Below are 20,717 nucleotides of genomic sequence, written 5' to 3'. Positions count from 1 at the left end.
TATTAGGAAAAGGGATGCATCAATTAACATGTATAAGGATCAGACTTCTAAGCACCACGAGCTGTTCATTATCGGTGGGGGTGCTGCAGGTCTAATGGCTGCAGTTACAGCGAGGGATCAAGGTATTGATACAGCAATTATTGAAAGCAATGACCGGCTGGGGAAGAAAATAATAACGACGGGTAACGGGCGTTGCAACATTACGAACCAATCCACCGCCACCGGTACGGATGAAGCGGCCGCTTTATCACGCAAGTATCACAGTAATCAGGAAGGATTCCCAATACATGTATTGCGGCAATTCGGTGTCCGCCAAACGATCGAATTTTTCTCCTCGCTCGGGCTTCCTTTTGTAAGCTTGGAGAATGGCCGGATGTATCCGATGTCGCTGCAGGCGGCTTCGGTGCCGGGTGTATTTAAGCTGGCGCTGGAGGATCGGAATGTTCCCGTATATTATAAACATAAAGTGTTGGATGTTACCGTTTCGGCGGGACATCCGCGGTTCGCGATAACCTGCCAGACGGAGACAGAGGAACAGGTTGTGTATACCAGCGACTATCTTTTTCTATGTGCAGGCGGCCTTACCGCTCCCAAAACGGGAACGGACGGCTCCGGTTATACGCTTGTCCAACGTCTGGGGCACACCTTGATCAACCCGGTGCCAGGCATTGTACAATTGAAGCTGGATTATCCGTATTTGAAGGAACTATCGGGCATCAAATTTGAGGGAGAGGCCCATGTTATCGTAAACAATGAAGTCATCCGCACTGAGTCTGGTGAGATTCTTTTTACGGACTATGGTATCTCGGGCCCGCCCATACTTCAGCTCAGCAGAAAGGCTGCGTATAATCTCGGAATAGGAGAATCGGTGACATTGTCGGTTGATTTAATGCCGGAGCGCACGGAGGAAGAGTTAATTGATTTTCTGGAGATCCACTGGGGGATCTTCGGACACCGGACGGTTGCCGATTCCCTTATAGGTATCGTCAGCAAGAAACTGATTCCAGTTCTGCTGAAGGAGGCTGGAATTGATCAACAGTTGCACCTGCTTTGTCAGGATCTTTCGTGGAAAACAAAAAAAATATTTTATAAAATCTTGAAGCGTTGGGAATTTAAAGTGACCGATACCAATAGCTTTACTAATGCACAAACAACAGCTGGTGGCATCGATACGACGGAGCTAACCGAAGGAACGTTGGAATCTAAGTTAGTCCCTGGACTGTATTTGGCAGGTGAGGTGATGGATGTCGATGGAGATTGCGGCGGCTATAACCTGCAATGGGCCTGGAGCTCCGGCTATGCCGCCGCGATGGCGCTTGCTGATCGACGTGCTAGCACCACGTAAGGGGGCAGATGGTTGCTGACTCTTAAACGATCACCTATTACTAGGCAGAGGTTTGCTGTAACAAGTCTGGTTTTAGTAATGTGAAAGCGATGAGGGTTGTTTCTCATCGCTTTTTTGTGATTTTTTAAAGTTTGGTGCTCATTTAAAAATGATTGTTGGGGTTTAGCGAAATATCAATATTCGTTGCTTAACTCTGATGTCTTCATTTTACCTCAACTTTATTGTCGTCCCTTTATTAATCCTTAAGTTTATCAATTAGAGCTAGTATTCGTCTATTTTTTGTATCTTCCTTTTTAGCAAGCTCAATATAATTAATCTGCTCTCGTTTAATGTAATCAGGCTGGTTTAGAAATGTATTCAGCATGTGGTACTCTTCAAGGTTTGTAGTAATGTAATCTGGCACAATCAGTTTACGATTTTCCTCGCATTTCTTAAGTATTATATGTAATGTATCACCGAGCTCTTTTTGTAATGCTCTTCGAATAAATTCGTTATAAACAAAATAATGCCCATTCTTTGACGGCAATAAAGTATGGTCAAATTCGTACCCGTCAACAGAGATTTGAATAGGTACTTTACCATTAGTATTGAATATCTCCCTTACTGAATAGGGGAAATAGACTACTTTCCATTTCATTTTACCTTCCAGCAGCTTTATCTCACTATCAAATTCATAAACCATATTAAATAACACTCCTCGTGGTAAAGAAGCTGATTTCGGTCACTCATTTTATCATAGCCACTTTGCTGTTTCTAGGTGATTCGAATTCAATATGCTGTTGCAATAACCTATATGATGTTGAACATGCCTTATCTGCATGAGGATAACATCAGTTTTAGTTATTTCTTCGTATAGCACACATGGTTCCAATAATCTGCCGTCAGTAAGTTCATCAAAAAACTTGCGAGCCACACTCAATATATCTTCTACGTACTGTGTCATTTCCTCTTTAGTAGGGTACTCAGAGCACTCCTTATCTAAGTCTTCTGTTATATCTTTACCGAAGTCAGGTATTTTGAATTCTTCATCCTTTTGCTGCCTAAACCAAAATTTCATACTGGTTGTAGCATGGAATATATGCTTCCAGTATTTATGCTTGGCATCCTTCCAAAAATGATCAGGACATACTTCGATAAGATTCTTCAACATTTCTACGGTTGGATCAAACTGTCTTCTTAAAACAGCCACCATCTTATCACTCATGTTCATCAACTCACTTCTCGAAATTTTGAATCTTAACTTTATTCTTGTTCTCCACAAACAAAACCAAAACCTTCCATTTTACGATGGTGCATTTGGAAAATTTGTGTCACATAATAATTTAATGAAGCTGTCGCTATTTATCTTGAATTAAAAGTATTGCAATATAGGATAGGTTCGCGATTCAATCATAAAAAAATTATTACTTATACTGGAGGAACCTCTAGAAGATGAACCCACAACTGTTACAGGATTTTCCGTTCTTTGAACATCTTGATGATGAATATTTAGCTGAAATTACTAAGGTATGTGGCGAGCGTACTTATATAAAAGGAGAGTCCATCTTTTTTGAGGGTGAAGAGGGAGAGGAGCTCTATCTGGTTCTATCTGGAGTTGTTCAAATCTATCAAGATAACCACTCTAGGGATGTAGTACTCTCTATTTTTAGAGTAGGTGATTTCTTTGGAGAGATGGCTTTGTTGCAAAATGAAAGAGCGCGCTCTGCTTCTGCGAGGACCATTGAGAAGTCTACCTTATGTATTTTGAAAAAACGCGATTTCATTCCTTTACTAAAAAGTAATCCGGAAATACTAATCTGCATTTTGGAAACAGCATTAGATCGTCTGCGTGATGCCAATAAATTAATAACAGGCTTGACCGTTATCGACGTGCGTACGCGTATTGCTCGCGTGTTGTTGCGTCTAACAGAAGAGCACGGAGTGCCCTCTGATGAAGGTGTTCTAATCGATTTGAAATTAACGTATCAACACCTGGCGGATATGACAGGAACGGCGCGTGAGACCGTGAAAAAATCATTGCTTGGATTACAGGATGAGCAGTTGATACGTATTGATTAAAGGAAATACATTATGATGCGGCTCCATAGGTAGTAAAAGAAAAGACACCTTGAAGGGTGTCTTTTTACGTTATTGCAGCTTAAAAAGAAGATTCCAACAGTATTCCCGACTTTAATGAAAGTTCCCGGTTTCATTTTCCGTGAATTTGCCGTCGCTGTCATGCTGAGATTGCTTGCGGCGATCATTACGGGCTTGTTGCTGCTGTTGGGCTTCCAGGCTGTTTACGGGCGTGGCTTCCAAATCTTTTACAGTGTTGATCAGATTCTTGTCTGGTTTATTTGCGCTCAATTGAAAATTCCTCCTTGTTTACCTAATGGTTGTGAATTTTATTATGTGCTGGCTACTGTGTGGCTATTCGTGTTGTATGATCACAATCCATTCGCTGTCCTATAATCATTAGCTCAGAACACGGTTAGATATGGGAGATATGAGTAAATGATTGTTTCGGAACCTTTTTTAGTTTTGATATGTTGAACGTGTTCTGGTTCCAGAATTTGTATTATTTTCGAAGGGATACAGGGGCTAGATGCAGGATCTCTTTCTAAATATTTAGGAGGTGAAAAGAGAAACTTCATTTTTTGCAAGCGGTTACAATGATATCTGCAACAAATTTAAATCGGGAGGAAATAAAATGAAAAAAAGAGTTGCAAAGGTAACCAGTATTGTTGTGTTGTTTTCTCTTGCTCTTTCTTTAATAGTAGGTGGATGGACAAATACGGTGGTGCATGCTGCTGGTCTTGCGGTAACAGGCAGTGGAGGCTGGAATGAAACGGCATATGTGGAATGGTCACCTGTAAGCAATGCGACAGGGTATAACGTTTATGTTAAATTGGCAAGTGCAGCGGATTCTGGGTATCAACAAATTAATAATGAGTTAATCCGCAAATATTCTTCCTACTGGAGAGCAGATGCTGTTGGGCTTGCAGCCGGTAATTATGTGATGAAAGTTGAAGCTACCTTGTCAGGGGGTGGGACGGTAAGTGCGGTTTCAAATCCACTATCCGTAACGTCATATGACCGCTCAGGATTTGCTTTTTCGACTAGTTCGCAATATGGTACAGGATCAGGGGCTTATAATGAGAATGGAACCCTCAAGAATGGTGCTCAAGTGCTGTATATAACATCTCAGAATGCGCAAACCGTAACCCTTGGTGTGAAAATCAACAGCTCCGGCGCTGTACAAACAGGGGTTGGTCTGGGTGGTATTCTGACACTGAGACAAAAAGGTTATGATACAACTCCACTTGCGATCCGAATTATCGGAAAAGTTACAGCTGCTGATCTGAGTGGACAGCTTAACAGCAGTGGGTATCTTGAAGTCAAAGGTAAAAACAATTATTCGGAAATGAATATTACTATTGAAGGTATCGGGAATGATGCTTACGCGTACGGTTGGGGAATGCTTCTAAGATATGTAGGTAATGTGGAAGTAAGAAACCTGGGTGTAATGTTATTCCCTGACGATGGCATTTCAATGGATTCCGGCAATATGAATGTCTGGGTGCATAATAATGATATTTTTTATGGAGCTGCTGGAGGCGATGCAGACCAAGCCAAGGGCGACGGTTCCACAGACCTTAAAAATGGATCCAACTATATTACAATCTCTTACAACCATTACTGGGATTCCGGAAAATCCTCGCTAGTTGGTTTGAGTGAGCCGGCTGAATTTTTTGTTACCTTCCACCACAACTGGTTTGACCATTCGGACTCCCGTCATCCGCGGATTAGAGTGGCTTCCGTCCATATCTATAACAACTTTTTCGATGGTATCTCCAAATACGGTGTGGGTGTAACTACAGGTGCTTCAGCTTTTGTAGAATCTAATTATTTTAGACATGCTAAATTTCCAATGATGATCTCCTTACAAGGTACAGATGCTTTAGGGGAGGGTACGTTCTCAGGCGAAAATGGAGGTGTGATTAAAGCCTATAACAATCTTATTGTAGAGGCTTCAAGTCTCATCTATGCGAATTCAAACACAGGGACAGCTCCTGCTAATGCTACCTCATTTGATGCTTACTTAGCTTCGTCAAGAAATGAAACCGTCCCAAGCTCATACAAAGCATTAAAAGGCGGAACAGCCTATAACAACTTCGACACGAGCGTAAATACAGGAGTGAACGTATCTAATATTGATAACGTAAGCAATGTTGAACAGATTGTTATGGCAAAAGCCGGACGTCTGAATGGCGGAGACTTCACATGGGAATTTAATGATTCAGTGGATGACGTTTCGTATGCGCTGAATACAGCGCTGATGTCTGCAATCAGAGGCTACACAACGGGACTTGTCTCTGTAGGGGGGAATTCAAACCCAACGAACCCGACTCCGACTCCATCAGTAACACCTACGCCAACAGTAACTCCTGTGCCAACAGCGACCCCAGCTCCAACAGCAACTCCTGTACCAACGGCGACTCCAGCACCGACGACAACGCCAGTGCCGACAGCGGGAGCAACCGTTCACAACTTTACTACGGATGGAACAACAAGCAGCTTCTTCAATATCCAAGGCAATCTCTCAACAAGTAAGGGAACTGTGGCATATCAGGGTTTAACCCTATCCCAATGTCTAAAAATTGAGAGTGCAACCAGCATTCAATTCACTTCTGCTAAAGCTTCAACGCTAACCCTAGTGTTCAACACAGAGGGAACGAAAATCAAAGTGGATGGAACAAGTTACCCTATAACCAATGGCATTGCCACTGTCTCTCTGGCCGCAGGTGCGCATACCATTACAAAAGATAGTACGGCGAATCTGTATTATATGAAGCTGGAATAGGGAACTGACCGCCTCTACTTTAATATGGAGTATCAGAAAAGCGACCTGTAGGGGTCGCTTTTCTTTGCTTTTTCTTATGGTCTTATTACTTGAGTTATTGTCGATTGAAAAACTATCAATTTTGTGTTGATTTGATTAATCTTTATCATCAACCAAATCAATAATCTCACGAATATCCTCAATATTTAAAGCTTCTGCAATTTTGCTTATATGACTAAAGTTAATATTCTCCCTTTTTCCATTAGCTAACTCACTTAATGCAGCATGTCGGACATCGGATATTCTGGACAATTCTCGTAGGGAAATCTTATGTTTTTTGGTCAATTCTGATATTTTTACTATAACTCTCTTTCCCACTTCTAATCGCCTCACTAACTCTGAGTTTTCATCTTGACTATACGCATAAGCGTAACGTATAATAATTCCATAACTGGTACGCTTATGCGTATTGAATGCGTATTTTTTATTCTCACCAAAAAAATGTATCTCATATGAGAAGTTGAGGATAAGTGGTGGATATGAGCCTTTATTTAATTCGTATCACTAGAAGCAAACTATAATGAAAATAAATCTCCTCAAATATCTAAAAATGGAGGCTCCTATGCCCAACATTCTCGAATCTCTATACCACGGCAGCTTATTTCCCAGCGTGGATTTCATCTCCAAGGATCCCAGCTACCGTCCGAAGGGGATTTTGATGAGCTGGAGTCTTTATTGGAACTGTATTCTCAAGCCCAGGGGATGGAGATGACTGCTGCATTTGTGTGTGGATTCAAGACCGGAGCGGCAATGATGATTGAAATCTTAGTTGATGATTAATAATAGGATAGTTTCTCTTCATAAGTAGTTTCCTCAAATACTTTCTTGGATTAGCTTTCCCCTCAAGACACCAATCAAGGTGTCTTTTTAGCCTATCAATAAGACTATGTCCTTCCTATGAAGGAATATCCTTACATTCTACCGAATTCCCTACATATTAATTCTAAATACGCGAACACAGAAGGAATAGCCATGGACGAAGAAAGATACCTGATTATTGTTAAAAACAAAGACCGCACCTCAGAAATCGCATCATATGAACAGTTGGGCGTAAACATAAGGTTGATTTATCGCAGTTCTAATAAACCCTATTATTACAATGCAAGTGATGTAATGATTCTAGACAAGCCCGTTATTACAGCAATCACCAAAGAGCAAGTGGTGTTTCATCGGGATAACCCTCTTAGCAATGTTATGCGAGTGCTGGATTTCGGATCTCGGATTCGTGTGTTTTTTAAGGATGGAACCAATCGGGTGTATGAAGCCGTGCATGTTCGAATCGAGAGCAGCGGAGTGAAGAGCTCAGATGCGTTGAAGGTCATGGAGTATTGGCGTGCCATTTCAGGGCATATTGAGGGCGGAGAAGATCAGCCGGAGATGGACGCTTTTTTAAAAAAGGAATTTGCCAAGCTCAGTTTTGTACACCCAGAAAGTGTATTGAGTCACTATGTTAATGGGTCTCCGGTGAGCGAGGATGTCACTGTTGAATTACAGCCGATCTTCCCATTCAGGTATAACCTTAGCCAAAAGACGGCCCTGGATCATGCCTTACGAAGTAAGATCAGTATCATTGAAGGCCCTCCAGGTACAGGCAAAACCCAGACCATTCTCAATATATTGGCCAACCTGGCTGTGATGCAAGAGAAGAAGGTGGCTGTGGTCTCAGGCAACAATGCGGCGGTGCAGAATGTGCGCGATAAGCTGGAGGCGGAGGGTTATCCCTTTTTGGTTGCGGGGCTTGGCAATAATGAGAATAAAGAAAATTTCTTTGCGAATCTGCCTGTCGCCGAGGTCTCTGGCTGGGAAAGCGAGTTGCCTGAGGCGGAGCTACTATCCAAGATACAGGAGCTGGATGGTCGTATTAATCGGCTGATGGTACTGGATATGGAGAAGGCGCGTTTGAAGCAACAGCTGTCGGCGTATGTGCTGGAGCAGAAGCATTTTGAGAACTACTACGCCAAGCAGAATATAGAGCCATTAGAGAAGTTGTCATTCTATCATGAGACGCCTGAGCGGATGCTTGAGTTCATGAAGGATAGCCACCTTGCGGTGAGAAAAGGTAAAGAGAATGGTCTTTTGTACAAGTTCAAGCTTTTTGTCAAACATGGGTTCACGGAGCTTAAATATTTGAAGGAACAGGGGGCAGATGTGATTCTGAATGTTCAGCGGAAGTTCTATATTCTGCGGATTGAAGAGCTATCGGGTCGTATTGTAAGGATTGAACAAGAGCTGCAGTCTGCGTCCTATCAGCCTTTACTGAAGGAACACCAGCAGTGTTCCGTTCAGCTTTTCCAACATAAGTTGTATGAGAAATATCGTAATCTCTCTCGGTTGAAATGTAATGCAAAAGATTATCGGCAGAGCAAAAACTTTAAGTCATTCATCGAATATTATCCGATTGTCCTAAGCACGACTCATTCTTTGCGTAATTGCGTGCCGGCCAATGATCTGTTTGACTACGTTATTATTGACGAGTCTTCTCAGGTAGATCTGGTGACAGGCGCACTTGCGCTATCCTGTTGCAAACGTGCGATCATTGTTGGGGATACCAAACAGCTGCCGCAAATTGTGAGTATGGAGATTGAGAAGAAGGTTGGATGTGCTGCATCCGCTAACATCGACGAAGCTTATAATTATTTTCAACACAATCTACTGTCATCCATGCTTGTCCTATATGGAGATGATATTCCCAAAGTGATGCTTAAAGAGCACTATCGGTGCCATCCCAAAATCATTCAGTTTTGCAATCAAAAGTACTATAATGGCGATTTAATTACTTTTACGACTGAAGAGGATACAGAAGTTCCACTGCTGATTTACAGGACTGCGCCGGGTAATCACTTGCGAGAAGTAACCATTGGTGAGAAGAAAGGGAAGTTCAACCAGCGGGAGCTGGATGTCATTGAAGGGGAGATCCTTGCGGGTTGGGAGGAAGTAGCGGCTGGTCAATCGGATATTGGCTTCGTCACACCTTACCGCAAGCAGGTAGAGAAAGCAGCAGGACAGTTTGTCGATGATATCGAGAGTGACACGATACATAAATATCAAGGCCGGGAGAAGTCTATTATGATTATGTCTACAGTGTTGGATCAGACACGCTCTGGCAAAATAGGTATGAAATTTGTGAATGATCCCTGTAAGGTTAATGTGGCCGTATCCCGTGCGCAGAAGAAGTTTATTCTGATAACGGATCATGCCCTATTTCGGAAATATGGTAATGAAATTGGGGATCTCACACGGTATATGGAGTATAGCACGCTGGATGAGAACGTGGTGGACAGTGAGATAGTATCCATATTTGATCTGTTGTATCAGGAGTATTCGGGTAAGCTTCGGGCATTTAGAGAACGGGCTAAGAGAGTTAATGTATCTAAATTCAAATCGGAAAATCTGATGCAGGCACTGCTTGAGGGGCTTTTACAGGAGCCGGTTTATAGCGGATTTACACTCGGCAATCAGGTTCTTCTCAAGAATCTATTCAAGGATGTGAATAGATTGAAAGACCAGGAGCGGCGATATATCAGTAATAGAGCCTCTGTGGATTTTGTCATTTATCATAAGTTGGATCGGAAAGCGGCGCTTGCCATTGAGGTAGACGGATTTGCTTTTCATGAGAATAAACCGGAACAGAAAGAGCGGGATAAAATGAAAGATACTATTTTTAATACATATGGAATAAAGTTAAAAAGGTTCGCAACTAATGAGAGCTCAGAGGAGAGAAAGATCAGGGAGCTGCTGGATGCTATTATGCAATCAAGCTGATGTTTAATAATCACAGTACTCCGTAAGTCCACCTTTCAGTTTCTAAGAAAGCTGCTGTAAGTAAAGTAAAAGACATCTTAACCGTGTCTTTTACTTTACTATATAAGCACGTTTCAGCGCTTCAGGATAGTTGACCAGCCTATACTAATTCTCGGTTATTCCCCATACCGGTCAATCGCCATAGCTGCGGATTTCAGCATGCGCCGCTTAAGATGCTCACCCTCGACGATTTTTACGCGCAGGCCAAGAAAACGGATTTTGGACAATAGGAATTCGCTGTCGTCTCTCATGTAGATGACTTTGATTCGATAGATGCCCGAATTTTCATCAAAGGACACGGATTTATCAAAACAGGAAAAGGCGTACAGAATTCGGGACAGCTCAGCATTAAAGGTGGGAATGACTTGAATACATGCACATTCTTTCTGATCCTCTAATAATCGCGTTATTCTTGCTTTTAAGTCATCAATCCGTTTGGCAGGGAAGGGAGCTACTTCAACAGAAACAATGTTTTTTAGTTTAGTGGACATAAGAGAACGTTGCCGGGTGCTGTACCATTGCAAATACCACTCCCGCTTATACATGTTGTATTCCAGCTTATGAGCGAACCCGGATTGGTCAGTTCGTTGGCCTCCATGCTTAATATGGAAAGTAATAAGGATCGCTTGATTCTGCATGATTATACGGCGGAGTGTACGAAGCATTGGGTGATAGACCTGCCGCTCTTTGCTTTTAGCTTTCTCCATAATAATTCCCTGCACTTCTGTGGACGCTTCTGCCTCCAATATGGAGTTCAATTTACTTAAGGTATCCAGTGTAAAAGCTGCTTCTGAGGCCGGGTGCATTAACATGGTTTTCAGCCAGGAACGTTCCTGGGAGGTCAGCGCTAATGAACCCACTTCGTCGAGGCGTGAAATGATTTGGAAGTTAAATATTTTCTCAAATGGATTCATAATAGCTGTGAATCTCCTTCCACTCCGCGATAAATTGCTTACGCAGCCAAGGGGGTTCTAATACCTCGCAGCTCGAACCAAAGCTTCGTAACCACGGCTTAATTTCATAAATACCATTCACTGTGATCTCATAAAGGAATGTAGAATCGGACTCTTCCGTAATTACTCCCCACTGTCCCTGCGCTTCAACCCGCTCCCGAATAAAATTAACACCAGAGCGATTGGGGTTATAAAATCTCGCCACCACTTTAATTGCACGGGTGGTATCTATAACCCAGCTGTTTGTCATCTGCTCTTCCAGATTGCTGAGTTTCTGAGCAAACTCTGCTTCTTCCACAGTGTCGCCCTCCTCAATTTGAGTAAGGCCCTCCATTCGGAATTTCATGATGCCCATACGTGAATTATGTCCGATTAAATACCAGCGCCCATATTGATGGTCATAGATGACGCGGAGCGGAAGAACGGTTTCTGTGACGCCCCTTGTTTCCCGCTCAAAGAGAGGATTGGTATTCTGAGAGGCGTAGTTTTTGCCCTTTTTAGGGGATAGATATAGAAACTTAATTTTTTTTCGCTGCTGAATCGCTGCAAAAATTGTGTATAGGTGTGCCTCGTCAAGAATACGTGAATGATAATTATACTTGTATCTATGGGTTTCCGTAGCTTCGGGGTTATAACCCCGCTTCCGCAGGACCTTTTTTAAGGTGTCGCGCAGCAGGTAACCTTGCACCGACGGAGTCTGCGTGTTGGCGATGACATCAACATAGTCGTAAAGATCCAAGAGCTGATCGCCCGATAATTGATCAATCAGATCGTTAGCAGCCTTGTATCGATAAGGACGGCCCTCATTTACACGAAGAATAACGCCAACTTCCTCAAGATATTTCAGATCTCCACGGATGGTCTTCTCATCGGGCATTGGACAATCGGTTGGCATTTGCTCACTGCAGACATCCTGTAGATCTTTAGCCGTTAGCTCCTGAGTCTGAAGCGCAGTTAATAGTAGAGTAAGCCGGATGCTCTCCGTTTCCTTAAGCGACTTCGCCCGGAACAAGAACAGGAGCAGCGGGTCGGCAGATTCATAATAGTTATAGCGGAGCCATTCAGAGAGTTCCGTTCCTTGTTCTGTAGGCAGGTCTTGTTGTAATACGGTTACCATGCCCTTCAGGTTGCGCAGCGTTTTGTCATAGGTATGTACAGAAATGCCGAGACGATCGGCGAATTGTTGTCTGCTGTAAGCTCCCCCCGCTAAAGAGAGCATGCGAAGAAATTGAATCTCCTTGTCAAAACTTTCCCGGGCCATTTGTATCCCTCCAGCCTGTAGCGAATCCATTAGAAATAGTAGTACTTATTATATTAAGCACCAGAGTTGAATAAAATGGAAGTATTTTTGGCCGCCGCCATACTTCCGCCCTGTTCGTTACAGGGAAGATGAGCGAAGATAGATCCATGAAGCCGAAGCAATTCTGAAGAGGCGTTCGAATAGTATCAATGGTAGAGAATAGGGAAGTAACCGATCTGGAGGGATGAAGATGGATCCTATAAACAAGCTTATCTGTGAGCAGCTGGAACAGATTGAATATGAGGAGCAAGTTACAATATTGTATGCCTGCGAATCAGGCAGCCGGGCCTGGGGATTCCCATCGCAGGACAGTGATTATGATGTGAGATTTATTTATCTGCATAAACCGGAATGGTATCTATCTATTTTTGATAAGCGGGATGTGATCGAGCGTCCTATTAACAATATGCTTGATATCAATGGCTGGGATTTGCGTAAAGCACTGAATTTATTCCGGAAGTCAAATCCACCGCTGCTGGAGTGGCTGCAATCACCCATTCAATATGCAGAAAAGTACAGTATAGCAGAGAAGCTTAGAAGCATCTCCCCGTACACATTTTCGCGGAAGTCTTGTATGTACCATTATTTAAACATGGCAAGAGGGAACTACCGTGATTATCTGCAAGGCGAACAGGTCAAGATCAAAAAGTACTTTTATGTGCTTCGTCCCGTTCTAGCTTGTGAGTGGACTCACCGATATGGAGAGATGCCGCCGATGGAGTTCGATGTACTGGTAGAGCGGCTTATTCCGAAGGATGAAGAGCTGTGGCAGGTGATTCAGCAATTGCTGGCACGAAAAAAATCCGGTGAAGAACTAGACTACGGACCGCAGCTAACCGTGATTAACGATTATTTAGAAGAACAGTTCCAAGTGTTGGATAAGGTGGCGGCGTCCTTGAATGCTAAGGAGAACAACAGAGATCATCAGCTGGATGCTCTATTTCGAGAAGCTTTACAGGAAGTATGGGGACGGGCCCTATAGAAAGATTGATAGGAGGAAGATGGTAGTGGCTATTGTACAACTGAAATCTACGAATCCAAAATTCACTTTTTTAATTAAAAAAAATCCAGTGACAGGTATGCAGCTTCGTCCGGTTCGTCAGGGAGTGGCTTATGGATGGTATTCTGATGAGGCAACTTATAACGTTTATTTTAAGGATGCAGATAACGATATATCCTACAAGCAGAACGGAAGCGAGAGCTTTGAGTATTTAAATGTCTCCCGGTTTAATACACCTCTATTTCCGCTTAATGCGGTCAATGAGTTTTTCTCTACACCCTTCAAAGCCCAGGATGAACGGGATGCGGAAGGATATGAGCATTCTTTTTTCATTAATATGGTTCAGGTTGAGCGGATACACTATATTGAATTTTTCCAAAAGCATTTAAAGGGATATACCTTCTCCTTGCAGCATCAGGCACATAAGAGCTATTCGCTGACGATTACCACACATAAAAGCTTGTATCACCTCTTGCATGTTGTTGGTGTGCTGTCCTTGTTCTTATCCATATTTGGGGATGAGTACATAGATATTTCGGATGCTATCTTGGATAAATATATCCGCAGCCTTAACGTCATTGATGCACCCTTTTATATAAGAAGTCTATTTGCAAGGAATTTCCTTACCTCGAAGGAACGGTTCAAGCGATATAAAGCCTCCATCGAACAAACGGACCAGTATTCTATTGGGCTGGAGTATGGCGGTACTGCGATGCAGCGGCGTACTTTTATTTCGAGTGTGCTTCCATTCAATAAGCCGATTCTGGACATCGGTTGCGGAGAAGGTTTCTATGCAATTCCGTTTGCCGGGAAAATAGAGAGTACCTATTATGCGGTAGATATAGCTGAGGAGCTGCTGGAGGTTGTGAATCGGAAAGCGAAAGCTAAGGACATTGATAACATTGCAACCTTTGGCTCACTGGACCATTTTCTGGAGTCGTACAACGGGGAGCAGGTTGATGTGATTCTAACAGAAGTTGTAGAGCACATGAGCGAAGGTGAGGCAGCAGAGCTTATTCAGCAAATAATCGGTAATGTGAATTTTCAACAGCTTATTGTGACCACACCGAATGCTGATTTCAATCGTTATTATGAGCTGGAAGGATTCCGGCATGAGGATCACAAGTGGGAAATGGGACAGCAAGCGTTCGGGCAATGGGTTTTGGATACGATTCAAGGTTTAGCAGTCGAGGTCGAATATTTGATGGTTGGTGACCGGGTTGGCGAGATCCGTACGACGCAATGCGCTATTGTGCGAAGAAAGGAGGAATAGACAGTGGAAATTCAGACACGTGTACATACCATATTTCTGCTTGTAGGAGCAACGGAATGTGGGAAATCGACCTTTGCTAAAGAAGTTCTGATCCCGCAGTTAAAACTAGAGGATGTTTCTAAAGGGTTACGTACGAATGTGCAGTACTTATCCTCGGATAGTATCCGTCAGGAGATATTGGGCTACGACTATGATAAGTATGATCAGGTTATGCTGGAGGCGAGTTCGCATACCTTTCAATTATTGTTTGAGAGATTGAAGTTAGTCACTTCTTTTCCGATTAATGCGGAGTTTGTGGTGATGGATACCATTGGGCTATCCGAAGATTATCGTAGTAAAGTCCGTGAGATCGCCGGGCAAAATAATTACAATCTGGAGGTTATTCTGTTTGATTACCGCAAACGGGAGGATTACTACGCCTCAGAGCGCTCGAAGAAGCTGATCTCCAATCATTTAAACCGGCTCAGAAAAGAAGTCTTGCCTGTTCTGTCACGGGAAGGTTACAACAAGATTTATAAAGTGCGTGCTAAAGATTTTATTCTCGAGGGTGATGGGATACCTAATCCGGACTACCGGGTGATTATACAGGATTGGGATACTTATGCATCTACGGTACTTCTACAAGCACAAGAGTATATTGTGGTTGGGGATGTTCATGAGTGTGTCGAAGAGCTTCGGGGACTATTACGTAATTACGGCTACCGGGAGCACGAAGGTAAGTTAAGTGCAACAGATAAGCTCAGTAACACACGAGTCATTCTTGCTGGTGACTGGATTGATAAGGGTAAAAAGACGCGGGAGACGATTGAGTTCTTATTTGATAACCGCGAGCATTTCCTATTTGTTATGGGCAATCACGAGAACTTTGTATACAAGTACGTAAAGGGGGAGATTCAAGGAACCGATCCGGAACTGCTAAGAACGTACTTTGATTCCACCCAAGTGCTTAAGGAGGATCCCGCGCTTTTTAGTAAATTTTCGGCTTTAGTGGAGCAATCCCAGCCCTTTTACCGCTATATCGGTATGCAAGGTCCTTCTTTTTATGTTACCCATGCTCCTTGCCGTAATAAGTACATTGGTAAGCTGGATACGAATTCACTACGCCATCAGCGTAACTTTCGGCTGGATCGTGAGGTTTCCTTTGAGGAACAGCTTGATTTCCTAAAGCAAGAGGCTGTGAGTAATCACCCCTTTCATCTCTTCGGACATATTGCAGCCAAGCAGACTTTTCGGATCAAAAACAAACTCCACCTTGACACAGGGAGTGCGCAGGGTAATGAACTAACTTCTGTTCGCATGTCGTTTAAACCTTTCTATAAAAGTCAAAAATCGCATGTGACTACGGTGCACGAAGAGCTACCTATCCTGTTCCGGGAAAAGCAAACCGTATCCTTGCTGGAGCTTGATTACGAGTCTGTGCGCAGACTGCAGTATTCCTCGCAGAACCGGGTCAACTTCATCTCCGGGACGATGTCACCTGCGGATAAGGATGTGGCTGCCGGTGAGCTTGAGTCTCTGCGAAAAGGGTTGGATTATTTTGCCGAACGTCGTATTTCAGAAGTCGTTCTGCAGCCTAAATATATGGGATCACGCTGTAGTTTGTACCTTTATCGGAACTTAGAGCAGTGTTACGCAATTAGCCGGAACGGCTATAAGGTTCAGGCGGTCGATCTGACGCCTATCTACGAACAGCTGCTTCATAAATTCGGAACCTATATGGCTGAGCAGGGGATCCGTGTGCTTTTACTGGATGGCGAGCTGCTGCCTTGGAAAGCGCTTGGGGATGGGTTAATTGAGCGTCAGTTCCGGCCAATTGGCAAAGCGCTGGAGACAGAGCTGGATTTCTTAAGACAATATGGATTTGAGGAGTCACTGGGTAAACTGATACAGGATTTTGAAGTAAGCGGGTTTGAACAAGACCAGCACCATATGTCGAAAGAGACGCTTAACAATAACTATGGGTCTCATGTTTACCAGACTTTTAAGCATGTCCGTGACATAAGAGAATCGTATGTAGATCTTGACCAGCGTGACGAAGCCTACCGAGTATACAAGCAGCAACTGGAGCTGTATGCGGGTGATGCGGAATTAGCATACAAACCTTTTGCAATCCTGAAGGAAGTGCTGGAGAATGGCGCTGAACGGTTACCTGACGGCAAAACCTCCGAACTATACAGTTTTTTAAATGATGATGAATTTCTGGTTCTGGACTTGAAAGAGCCTGATGCTTACATCAGAGCAGAGGAGTATTTCGCAAAGATAACGGTAGAGAAACATATGGAGGGAATTGTAATCAAACCGGAGCAAGAACAGCAGGGGGTAGTCCCATACATGAAGGTCCGCAATCCGGGCTACCTGTCGATCATCTACGGGTACGACTACAAGTTTCCACATAAGTATGCCAAGCTGATGAAGCAGAAGAATATCGCTCCTAAGCTTCGTACGTCCTTAATCGAACACCGGCTGGGCAGACAAATGCTAGAAGTGAAGCTGGATGAGATCTCGTCTGACAACGAGGACTACAAGCAAATTGCAGCAAACTTGTTATTCGAGGTAACGAAAGAGAAAGAGATCGACCCGAGGTTGTAGAGGATTGTTACAGGCGAAGAAACTTGGTTTGCCAATTATGAGAATGAGTTCAGGCTGTCGGGAAGGTCCCGGCAGTCTTTTTTTCGTTCGGGGAGGAAGCGGAAACAGCTATCTTGCAACAAACAGACAAATTAATGCAAGAAAACGTAAGATAGTGGTCATAGGCCTTTTTTGATAATAATATGAAACCTGAGAGGAGGCAGCACAACTTGGAAATCATTTTTGAAGAGGACATAGAAATGGACCGGGGTACTACGAAAGTAACAACCCACCCGGCTGAAAAGGAACATTGGGCAAATATCGAAGTAGCCATTCAAACATCGGAGAAACGGATCATGGTCATCAACGCCAAAAATGATCGCAATGTCTCGATTGTATCCAGCTCAATCGCGGTCATAGAGCCGGAAGGCCGTATGTGCAGTGTACGTGTAATTACGGGAGAAATGTTTCTTCTTAATACACGATTGAAATTTGTTGAAGAAGTTCTGAATTCACCTCAGTTTATAAAAATTAATAATCAGACCATAATCAACACCAGCTACATAAAAGAGTTCTCAGCAACGGATAATGCGAGAATAAAAGTGATTCTGACGAATGGTTCTTGTTATTTTGTCAGCCGCTATTATATTAAAAATTTCAGGAGGAACTATCATGGTTAATCAATTAAAAAATTCGTTTTTTCAAGTGTTTACTTTAACTTCTTTATGGATAACGCTACTGTTAACTGTGTTTTTCAAGGATCAATCTATTGATATGTTATATCTATGGCGTATTGCAGGTATCGCCATTATTTCCGCGGGGATATTCGGAGTGATGTACAATGTGTTGTGGAACTATTTCACGTTAAGACCGCTTTGGAATATTCTGATTTCTTCGACCTTCAGTATATTTGGCGGAATGGGAATGGTGTGGTTATTCTCAAAAGAAATGTTCAACTTCATAAGCCCCTGGTTGCCTGGAATGTTGTTGTTATCGGTTATACTGCACACTATAGCTTTCTATTTCTACGCCAGAATTAATAGCAGGAAACAAGCTGAGGAGTTAAATAAAATTTTGAAATAACCTCGTTCTAATTGTAAAAACAGGAGGACGCACCTTATCGGTCCGTCCTCCTATCTATTCCTCATAAATACGCTTTAACCCATAATAACGAGCACGTTGTTTTCTGGCGCCATTTTGGCGACGGGGATCAGGTTGCCTTGAATTTCTTCACCGTTAATAACGATATGGGTAACCCCTTTTTGTACACCTTTCTTGTTCTCCACCTGGATGTTCAGCTTCTTCCCACGGAATTCCCGGACCATGGAAAAGTCTGTCCAGTCGGAAGGAACACACGGGTTGAGGCGAAGGCCATCAAATTGCGGTTGAACCCCCATAATACCTTCCACCAAGGAGACCATCACGGTTGAAGCGGTGCCGGTCAGCCAGTGGACATGGGCCCGGCCTTGATATGGGCTGTCCTTGGATTCGACAAACTGGCCATGTACATAAGGCTCGAGTTTGCGGATTTCGGCCTTATCGTTCATGCTGGCCGGACTGCAATTCAGGAAGTATTCGAACGCGCGCCCACCGTTGCCAATCATGGTTTCCGCCAGAATGAGCCATCCCTGCGGCTGGCTGAAGATGCCGCCGTTTTCCTTAGTTGAGGCGTTGAAAAGAGCCATCAACGCTACTGGCAAACCGTATTCACGGAACGGTGGGTAGAATAACATAGTGCCGTAATCGGTCCGCAGATTCTCATACACTTTGTCCATGGAGAGCTTCGCCTGATCCGGGCGGGCTGCACCACTTAATACGGCCCAGCTTTGCGGATTAAGCCAAATTTTGGCCTCATCATTCTCCCAGGAGCCGATGGTATAGTTGTCTTCTGTAAATCCGCGGACGAATTGATCGTTCTCCCAAGCGTGCTTTTGAATGTTATCGTCCAGCTCATCAAGCAGGCCCTGCGCCCATTGAATGTCTTCAGGCTTGTTCTTATTTTGTGCAATTTCCATGAACACCTTGAATGCCATATACAGCTGGAATGCGACGAACAACGACTCGCCCTTCGCTCCAAGCCGTAGACAATCGTTCCAGTCGGCATGAAGCCCAACCGGCATGCCGTGTGCGCCCATACGATCCAGACTGAACTGAAGCGCCTGGCGCAAATGCTCGTACACAGTGCCCTCACCTTTATCCGAATAAGGGATTATTTCATCTGTAAAATCCCAGTTGCCACTTTCATTCAAGTATTTAATGACGGTTGGGAACAGCCATAAAGCGTCATCGGCCCGATAATGGGGATGACCAGTTTCCCGTACATATTCCGGATCATCCGGTGTGCCCTCATGCCCAGGATTGTGGTCAAATTTCACCAACGGAAGTCCACCGCCGTTGGAAACCTGGGCGGATATCATCAGTCTAAGACGTTCAAGGGCCATCTCATGATCCAGATGAATGATGCCTTGAATATCCTGCACCGTATCCCGATAGCCCAGTCCATTACGAAGACCGGAGTATTGGAAAGAGGCTGCTCGTGACCAGATGAAAGTGATAAAGCATTGATATGCATTCCAAGTGTTGATCATGTTGTTCAGGTTATCGCTTGGTGTCTGGACCTGGAAGCGGTTAAGCTTGCTGTGCCAGAATGCTTTTAACTCTTCGAGTTCTTTATCTACCACGGACAAGTCTTTATAATGGCTGAGAATCTCGGAAGCGCCTTTCTCATCATACTGTCCCAGTAGAAATGCGATTTCTTTCTCTTCTCCCGGCTGCAAATCTACGTTAATCTGCAGGGCACCGCAGGAGTTAGTATTGTAGTTTAATGAATTGGAGCATTGGCCGTTCTCGACAGAGGCTGGATTGCCATAACTGCGGTAATCGCCTAGGAACGTATCCCGGTCACCGTCATAAGCGGTAACTTCTGCACCTGCAGCGCCGAAGAATCTCCAGGTCTGTTCTTCGGGGGTGTTTTCATTGATGACTTGAAGGATCATATTATTTTTATAGTAGGTCCGTGAAATAAACAAAGTGTACTGAAGGTTGACGGTATCCTGCTCGTAGTTGTTATTGTTGGTTAATTCAACAAATCCGAAGAGAGCCAGCTTGCGTGCTTTGGAGTCATCATTGCGCACCTTCATGCGCCACACCTCGTAGGTTTTGTTCAGTGGCACATAATATAATGATTCTGTATGGATGTTATCGTAATCCGAGACGAGGTTCGTGTATCCGGTTCCATGATGGCATACGGACTTATATTGCTCCAGATCTTTACCCACAGGCTGCCAGGAGCCGGACCAATAATCCCCGTTCTCCAAATCTCTCACGTAAATATAGCGTCCGGGCTCGTCCTTAGAGTTGAAGTGGTAACGGATATGCCGCCCATTTGCGCCAGATTTTACAAAGCTATAACCGCCTGCGTTACCTGAGATGATCGCGCCATATTCCGGCGAGCCGAGGTAATTCGCCCAAGGGGCAGGCGTATTCGGCTTGGTAATGAGGTATTCCTTGTTTTTTTCATCAAAATAACCATATTGCATAACCATTCCTCCTATTAAGTGGTTAATGGGTCAATCTATAAACGCGCGTTCACAAA

At 43.7% G+C, this 20,717-nt stretch carries 16 protein-coding genes; 9 read left to right on the top strand and 7 right to left on the bottom strand.

From position 1 onward, the window contains the following. The first annotated feature begins 28 nt into the window (after positions 1-28). Positions 29-1,345, top strand: a complete 1,317-nt coding sequence (locus tag MKY63_RS09470; RefSeq protein WP_036687159.1) for an NAD(P)/FAD-dependent oxidoreductase — start codon at positions 29-31, stop codon at positions 1,343-1,345. 235 nt (positions 1,346-1,580) lie between these two features. On the opposite strand, the gene MKY63_RS09465 is transcribed toward MKY63_RS09470, so the two are convergent. Together MKY63_RS09465 and MKY63_RS09460 are read right to left on the bottom strand one after the other, a co-directional pair. Next, positions 1,581-2,027: a YdeI/OmpD-associated family protein gene (locus MKY63_RS09465; protein ID WP_036687161.1), complete on the bottom strand. Its 447-nt coding sequence runs from the start codon at positions 2,025-2,027 to the stop codon at positions 1,581-1,583. Between the two features lie 51 nt (positions 2,028-2,078). Continuing rightward, positions 2,079-2,549: a DinB family protein gene (locus tag MKY63_RS09460; protein WP_339812613.1), complete on the bottom strand. Its 471-nt coding sequence runs from the start codon at positions 2,547-2,549 to the stop codon at positions 2,079-2,081. A gap of 227 nt (positions 2,550-2,776) precedes the next feature. Between MKY63_RS09460 and MKY63_RS09455 the strand changes: the two genes are divergently transcribed. Further along, the gene (locus MKY63_RS09455; RefSeq protein ID WP_339812611.1) at positions 2,777-3,403 is read left to right on the top strand and encodes a Crp/Fnr family transcriptional regulator; all 627 of its coding nucleotides are present in this window, start codon (positions 2,777-2,779) and stop codon (positions 3,401-3,403) included. Positions 3,404-3,514: 111 nt separating this feature from the next. On the opposite strand, the gene MKY63_RS09450 is transcribed toward MKY63_RS09455, so the two are convergent. Then, positions 3,515-3,691: a hypothetical protein gene (locus tag MKY63_RS09450; RefSeq protein WP_169744731.1), complete on the bottom strand. Its 177-nt coding sequence runs from the start codon at positions 3,689-3,691 to the stop codon at positions 3,515-3,517. A 343-nt stretch (positions 3,692-4,034) separates the two neighbouring features. Here MKY63_RS09450 and MKY63_RS09445 point away from each other — a divergent pair, with 343 nt between their 5' ends. Beyond that, positions 4,035-6,188 carry a pectate lyase gene (locus tag MKY63_RS09445; protein WP_038568140.1) on the top strand — a complete coding sequence of 718 codons (2,154 nt, stop codon included), beginning with the start codon at positions 4,035-4,037 and terminating at the stop codon, positions 6,186-6,188. A 135-nt stretch (positions 6,189-6,323) separates the two neighbouring features. On the opposite strand, the gene MKY63_RS09440 is transcribed toward MKY63_RS09445, so the two are convergent. After that, the gene (locus MKY63_RS09440; protein WP_036687168.1) at positions 6,324-6,545 is read right to left on the bottom strand and encodes a helix-turn-helix transcriptional regulator; all 222 of its coding nucleotides are present in this window, start codon (positions 6,543-6,545) and stop codon (positions 6,324-6,326) included. A 654-nt stretch (positions 6,546-7,199) separates the two neighbouring features. Between MKY63_RS09440 and MKY63_RS09435 the strand changes: the two genes are divergently transcribed. Continuing rightward, positions 7,200-9,989 (top strand): AAA domain-containing protein, encoded by a 2,790-nt coding sequence (locus MKY63_RS09435; RefSeq protein WP_339812609.1) that lies wholly within the window; start codon positions 7,200-7,202, stop codon positions 9,987-9,989. A 155-nt stretch (positions 9,990-10,144) separates the two neighbouring features. Here the strand turns inward: MKY63_RS09435 and MKY63_RS09430 are convergent, their stop codons facing one another. Together MKY63_RS09430 and MKY63_RS09425 are read right to left on the bottom strand one after the other, a co-directional pair. Beyond that, positions 10,145-10,942, bottom strand: a complete 798-nt coding sequence (locus tag MKY63_RS09430) for a WYL domain-containing protein (RefSeq protein ID WP_339812608.1) — start codon at positions 10,940-10,942, stop codon at positions 10,145-10,147. Beyond that, positions 10,929-12,242 (bottom strand): WYL domain-containing protein, encoded by a 1,314-nt coding sequence (locus tag MKY63_RS09425; protein ID WP_076141443.1) that lies wholly within the window; start codon positions 12,240-12,242, stop codon positions 10,929-10,931. The genes MKY63_RS09430 and MKY63_RS09425 overlap by 14 nt, the downstream gene beginning before the upstream one ends. A gap of 229 nt (positions 12,243-12,471) precedes the next feature. Here MKY63_RS09425 and MKY63_RS09420 point away from each other — a divergent pair, with 229 nt between their 5' ends. The 5 genes from MKY63_RS09420 (at position 12,472) to MKY63_RS09400 (ending at position 18,205) form a co-directional block, all read left to right on the top strand. Continuing rightward, on the top strand, positions 12,472-13,263 hold the full coding sequence (locus MKY63_RS09420) for a nucleotidyltransferase domain-containing protein (protein WP_076105209.1): 792 nt from the start codon (positions 12,472-12,474) through the stop codon (positions 13,261-13,263). A 25-nt stretch (positions 13,264-13,288) separates the two neighbouring features. Continuing rightward, complete coding sequence (locus MKY63_RS09415; RefSeq protein ID WP_036687179.1) at positions 13,289-14,554, top strand: class I SAM-dependent methyltransferase; 1,266 nt, start codon at positions 13,289-13,291, stop codon at positions 14,552-14,554. A gap of 3 nt (positions 14,555-14,557) precedes the next feature. Further along, the gene (locus MKY63_RS09410; RefSeq protein ID WP_339812604.1) at positions 14,558-17,143 is read left to right on the top strand and encodes a metallophosphoesterase; all 2,586 of its coding nucleotides are present in this window, start codon (positions 14,558-14,560) and stop codon (positions 17,141-17,143) included. A gap of 209 nt (positions 17,144-17,352) precedes the next feature. Next, positions 17,353-17,802 carry a LytTR family DNA-binding domain-containing protein gene (locus MKY63_RS09405; protein ID WP_038568151.1) on the top strand — a complete coding sequence of 150 codons (450 nt, stop codon included), beginning with the start codon at positions 17,353-17,355 and terminating at the stop codon, positions 17,800-17,802. Then, entirely contained in the window at positions 17,795-18,205 is a 411-nt protein-coding gene (locus MKY63_RS09400; protein ID WP_036687183.1) for a hypothetical protein, read from the top strand. Before MKY63_RS09405 ends, MKY63_RS09400 begins: the two co-directional genes overlap by 8 nt. Positions 18,206-18,279: 74 nt before the next feature. Here MKY63_RS09400 and MKY63_RS09395 read toward each other — a convergent pair whose 3' ends face one another. Then, on the bottom strand, positions 18,280-20,661 hold the full coding sequence (locus MKY63_RS09395; protein WP_076297219.1) for a N,N'-diacetylchitobiose phosphorylase: 2,382 nt from the start codon (positions 20,659-20,661) through the stop codon (positions 18,280-18,282). Between the last annotated feature and the right edge of the window lie 56 nt (positions 20,662-20,717).

Origin of the sequence: Paenibacillus sp. FSL R7-0189 (assembly GCF_037969925.1) — a bacterium.
Taxonomy (GTDB): Bacteria; Bacillota; Bacilli; order Paenibacillales; family Paenibacillaceae; genus Paenibacillus_AQ; species Paenibacillus_AQ odorifer.
This window is presented reverse-complemented; position numbering and strand designations above follow the sequence as displayed.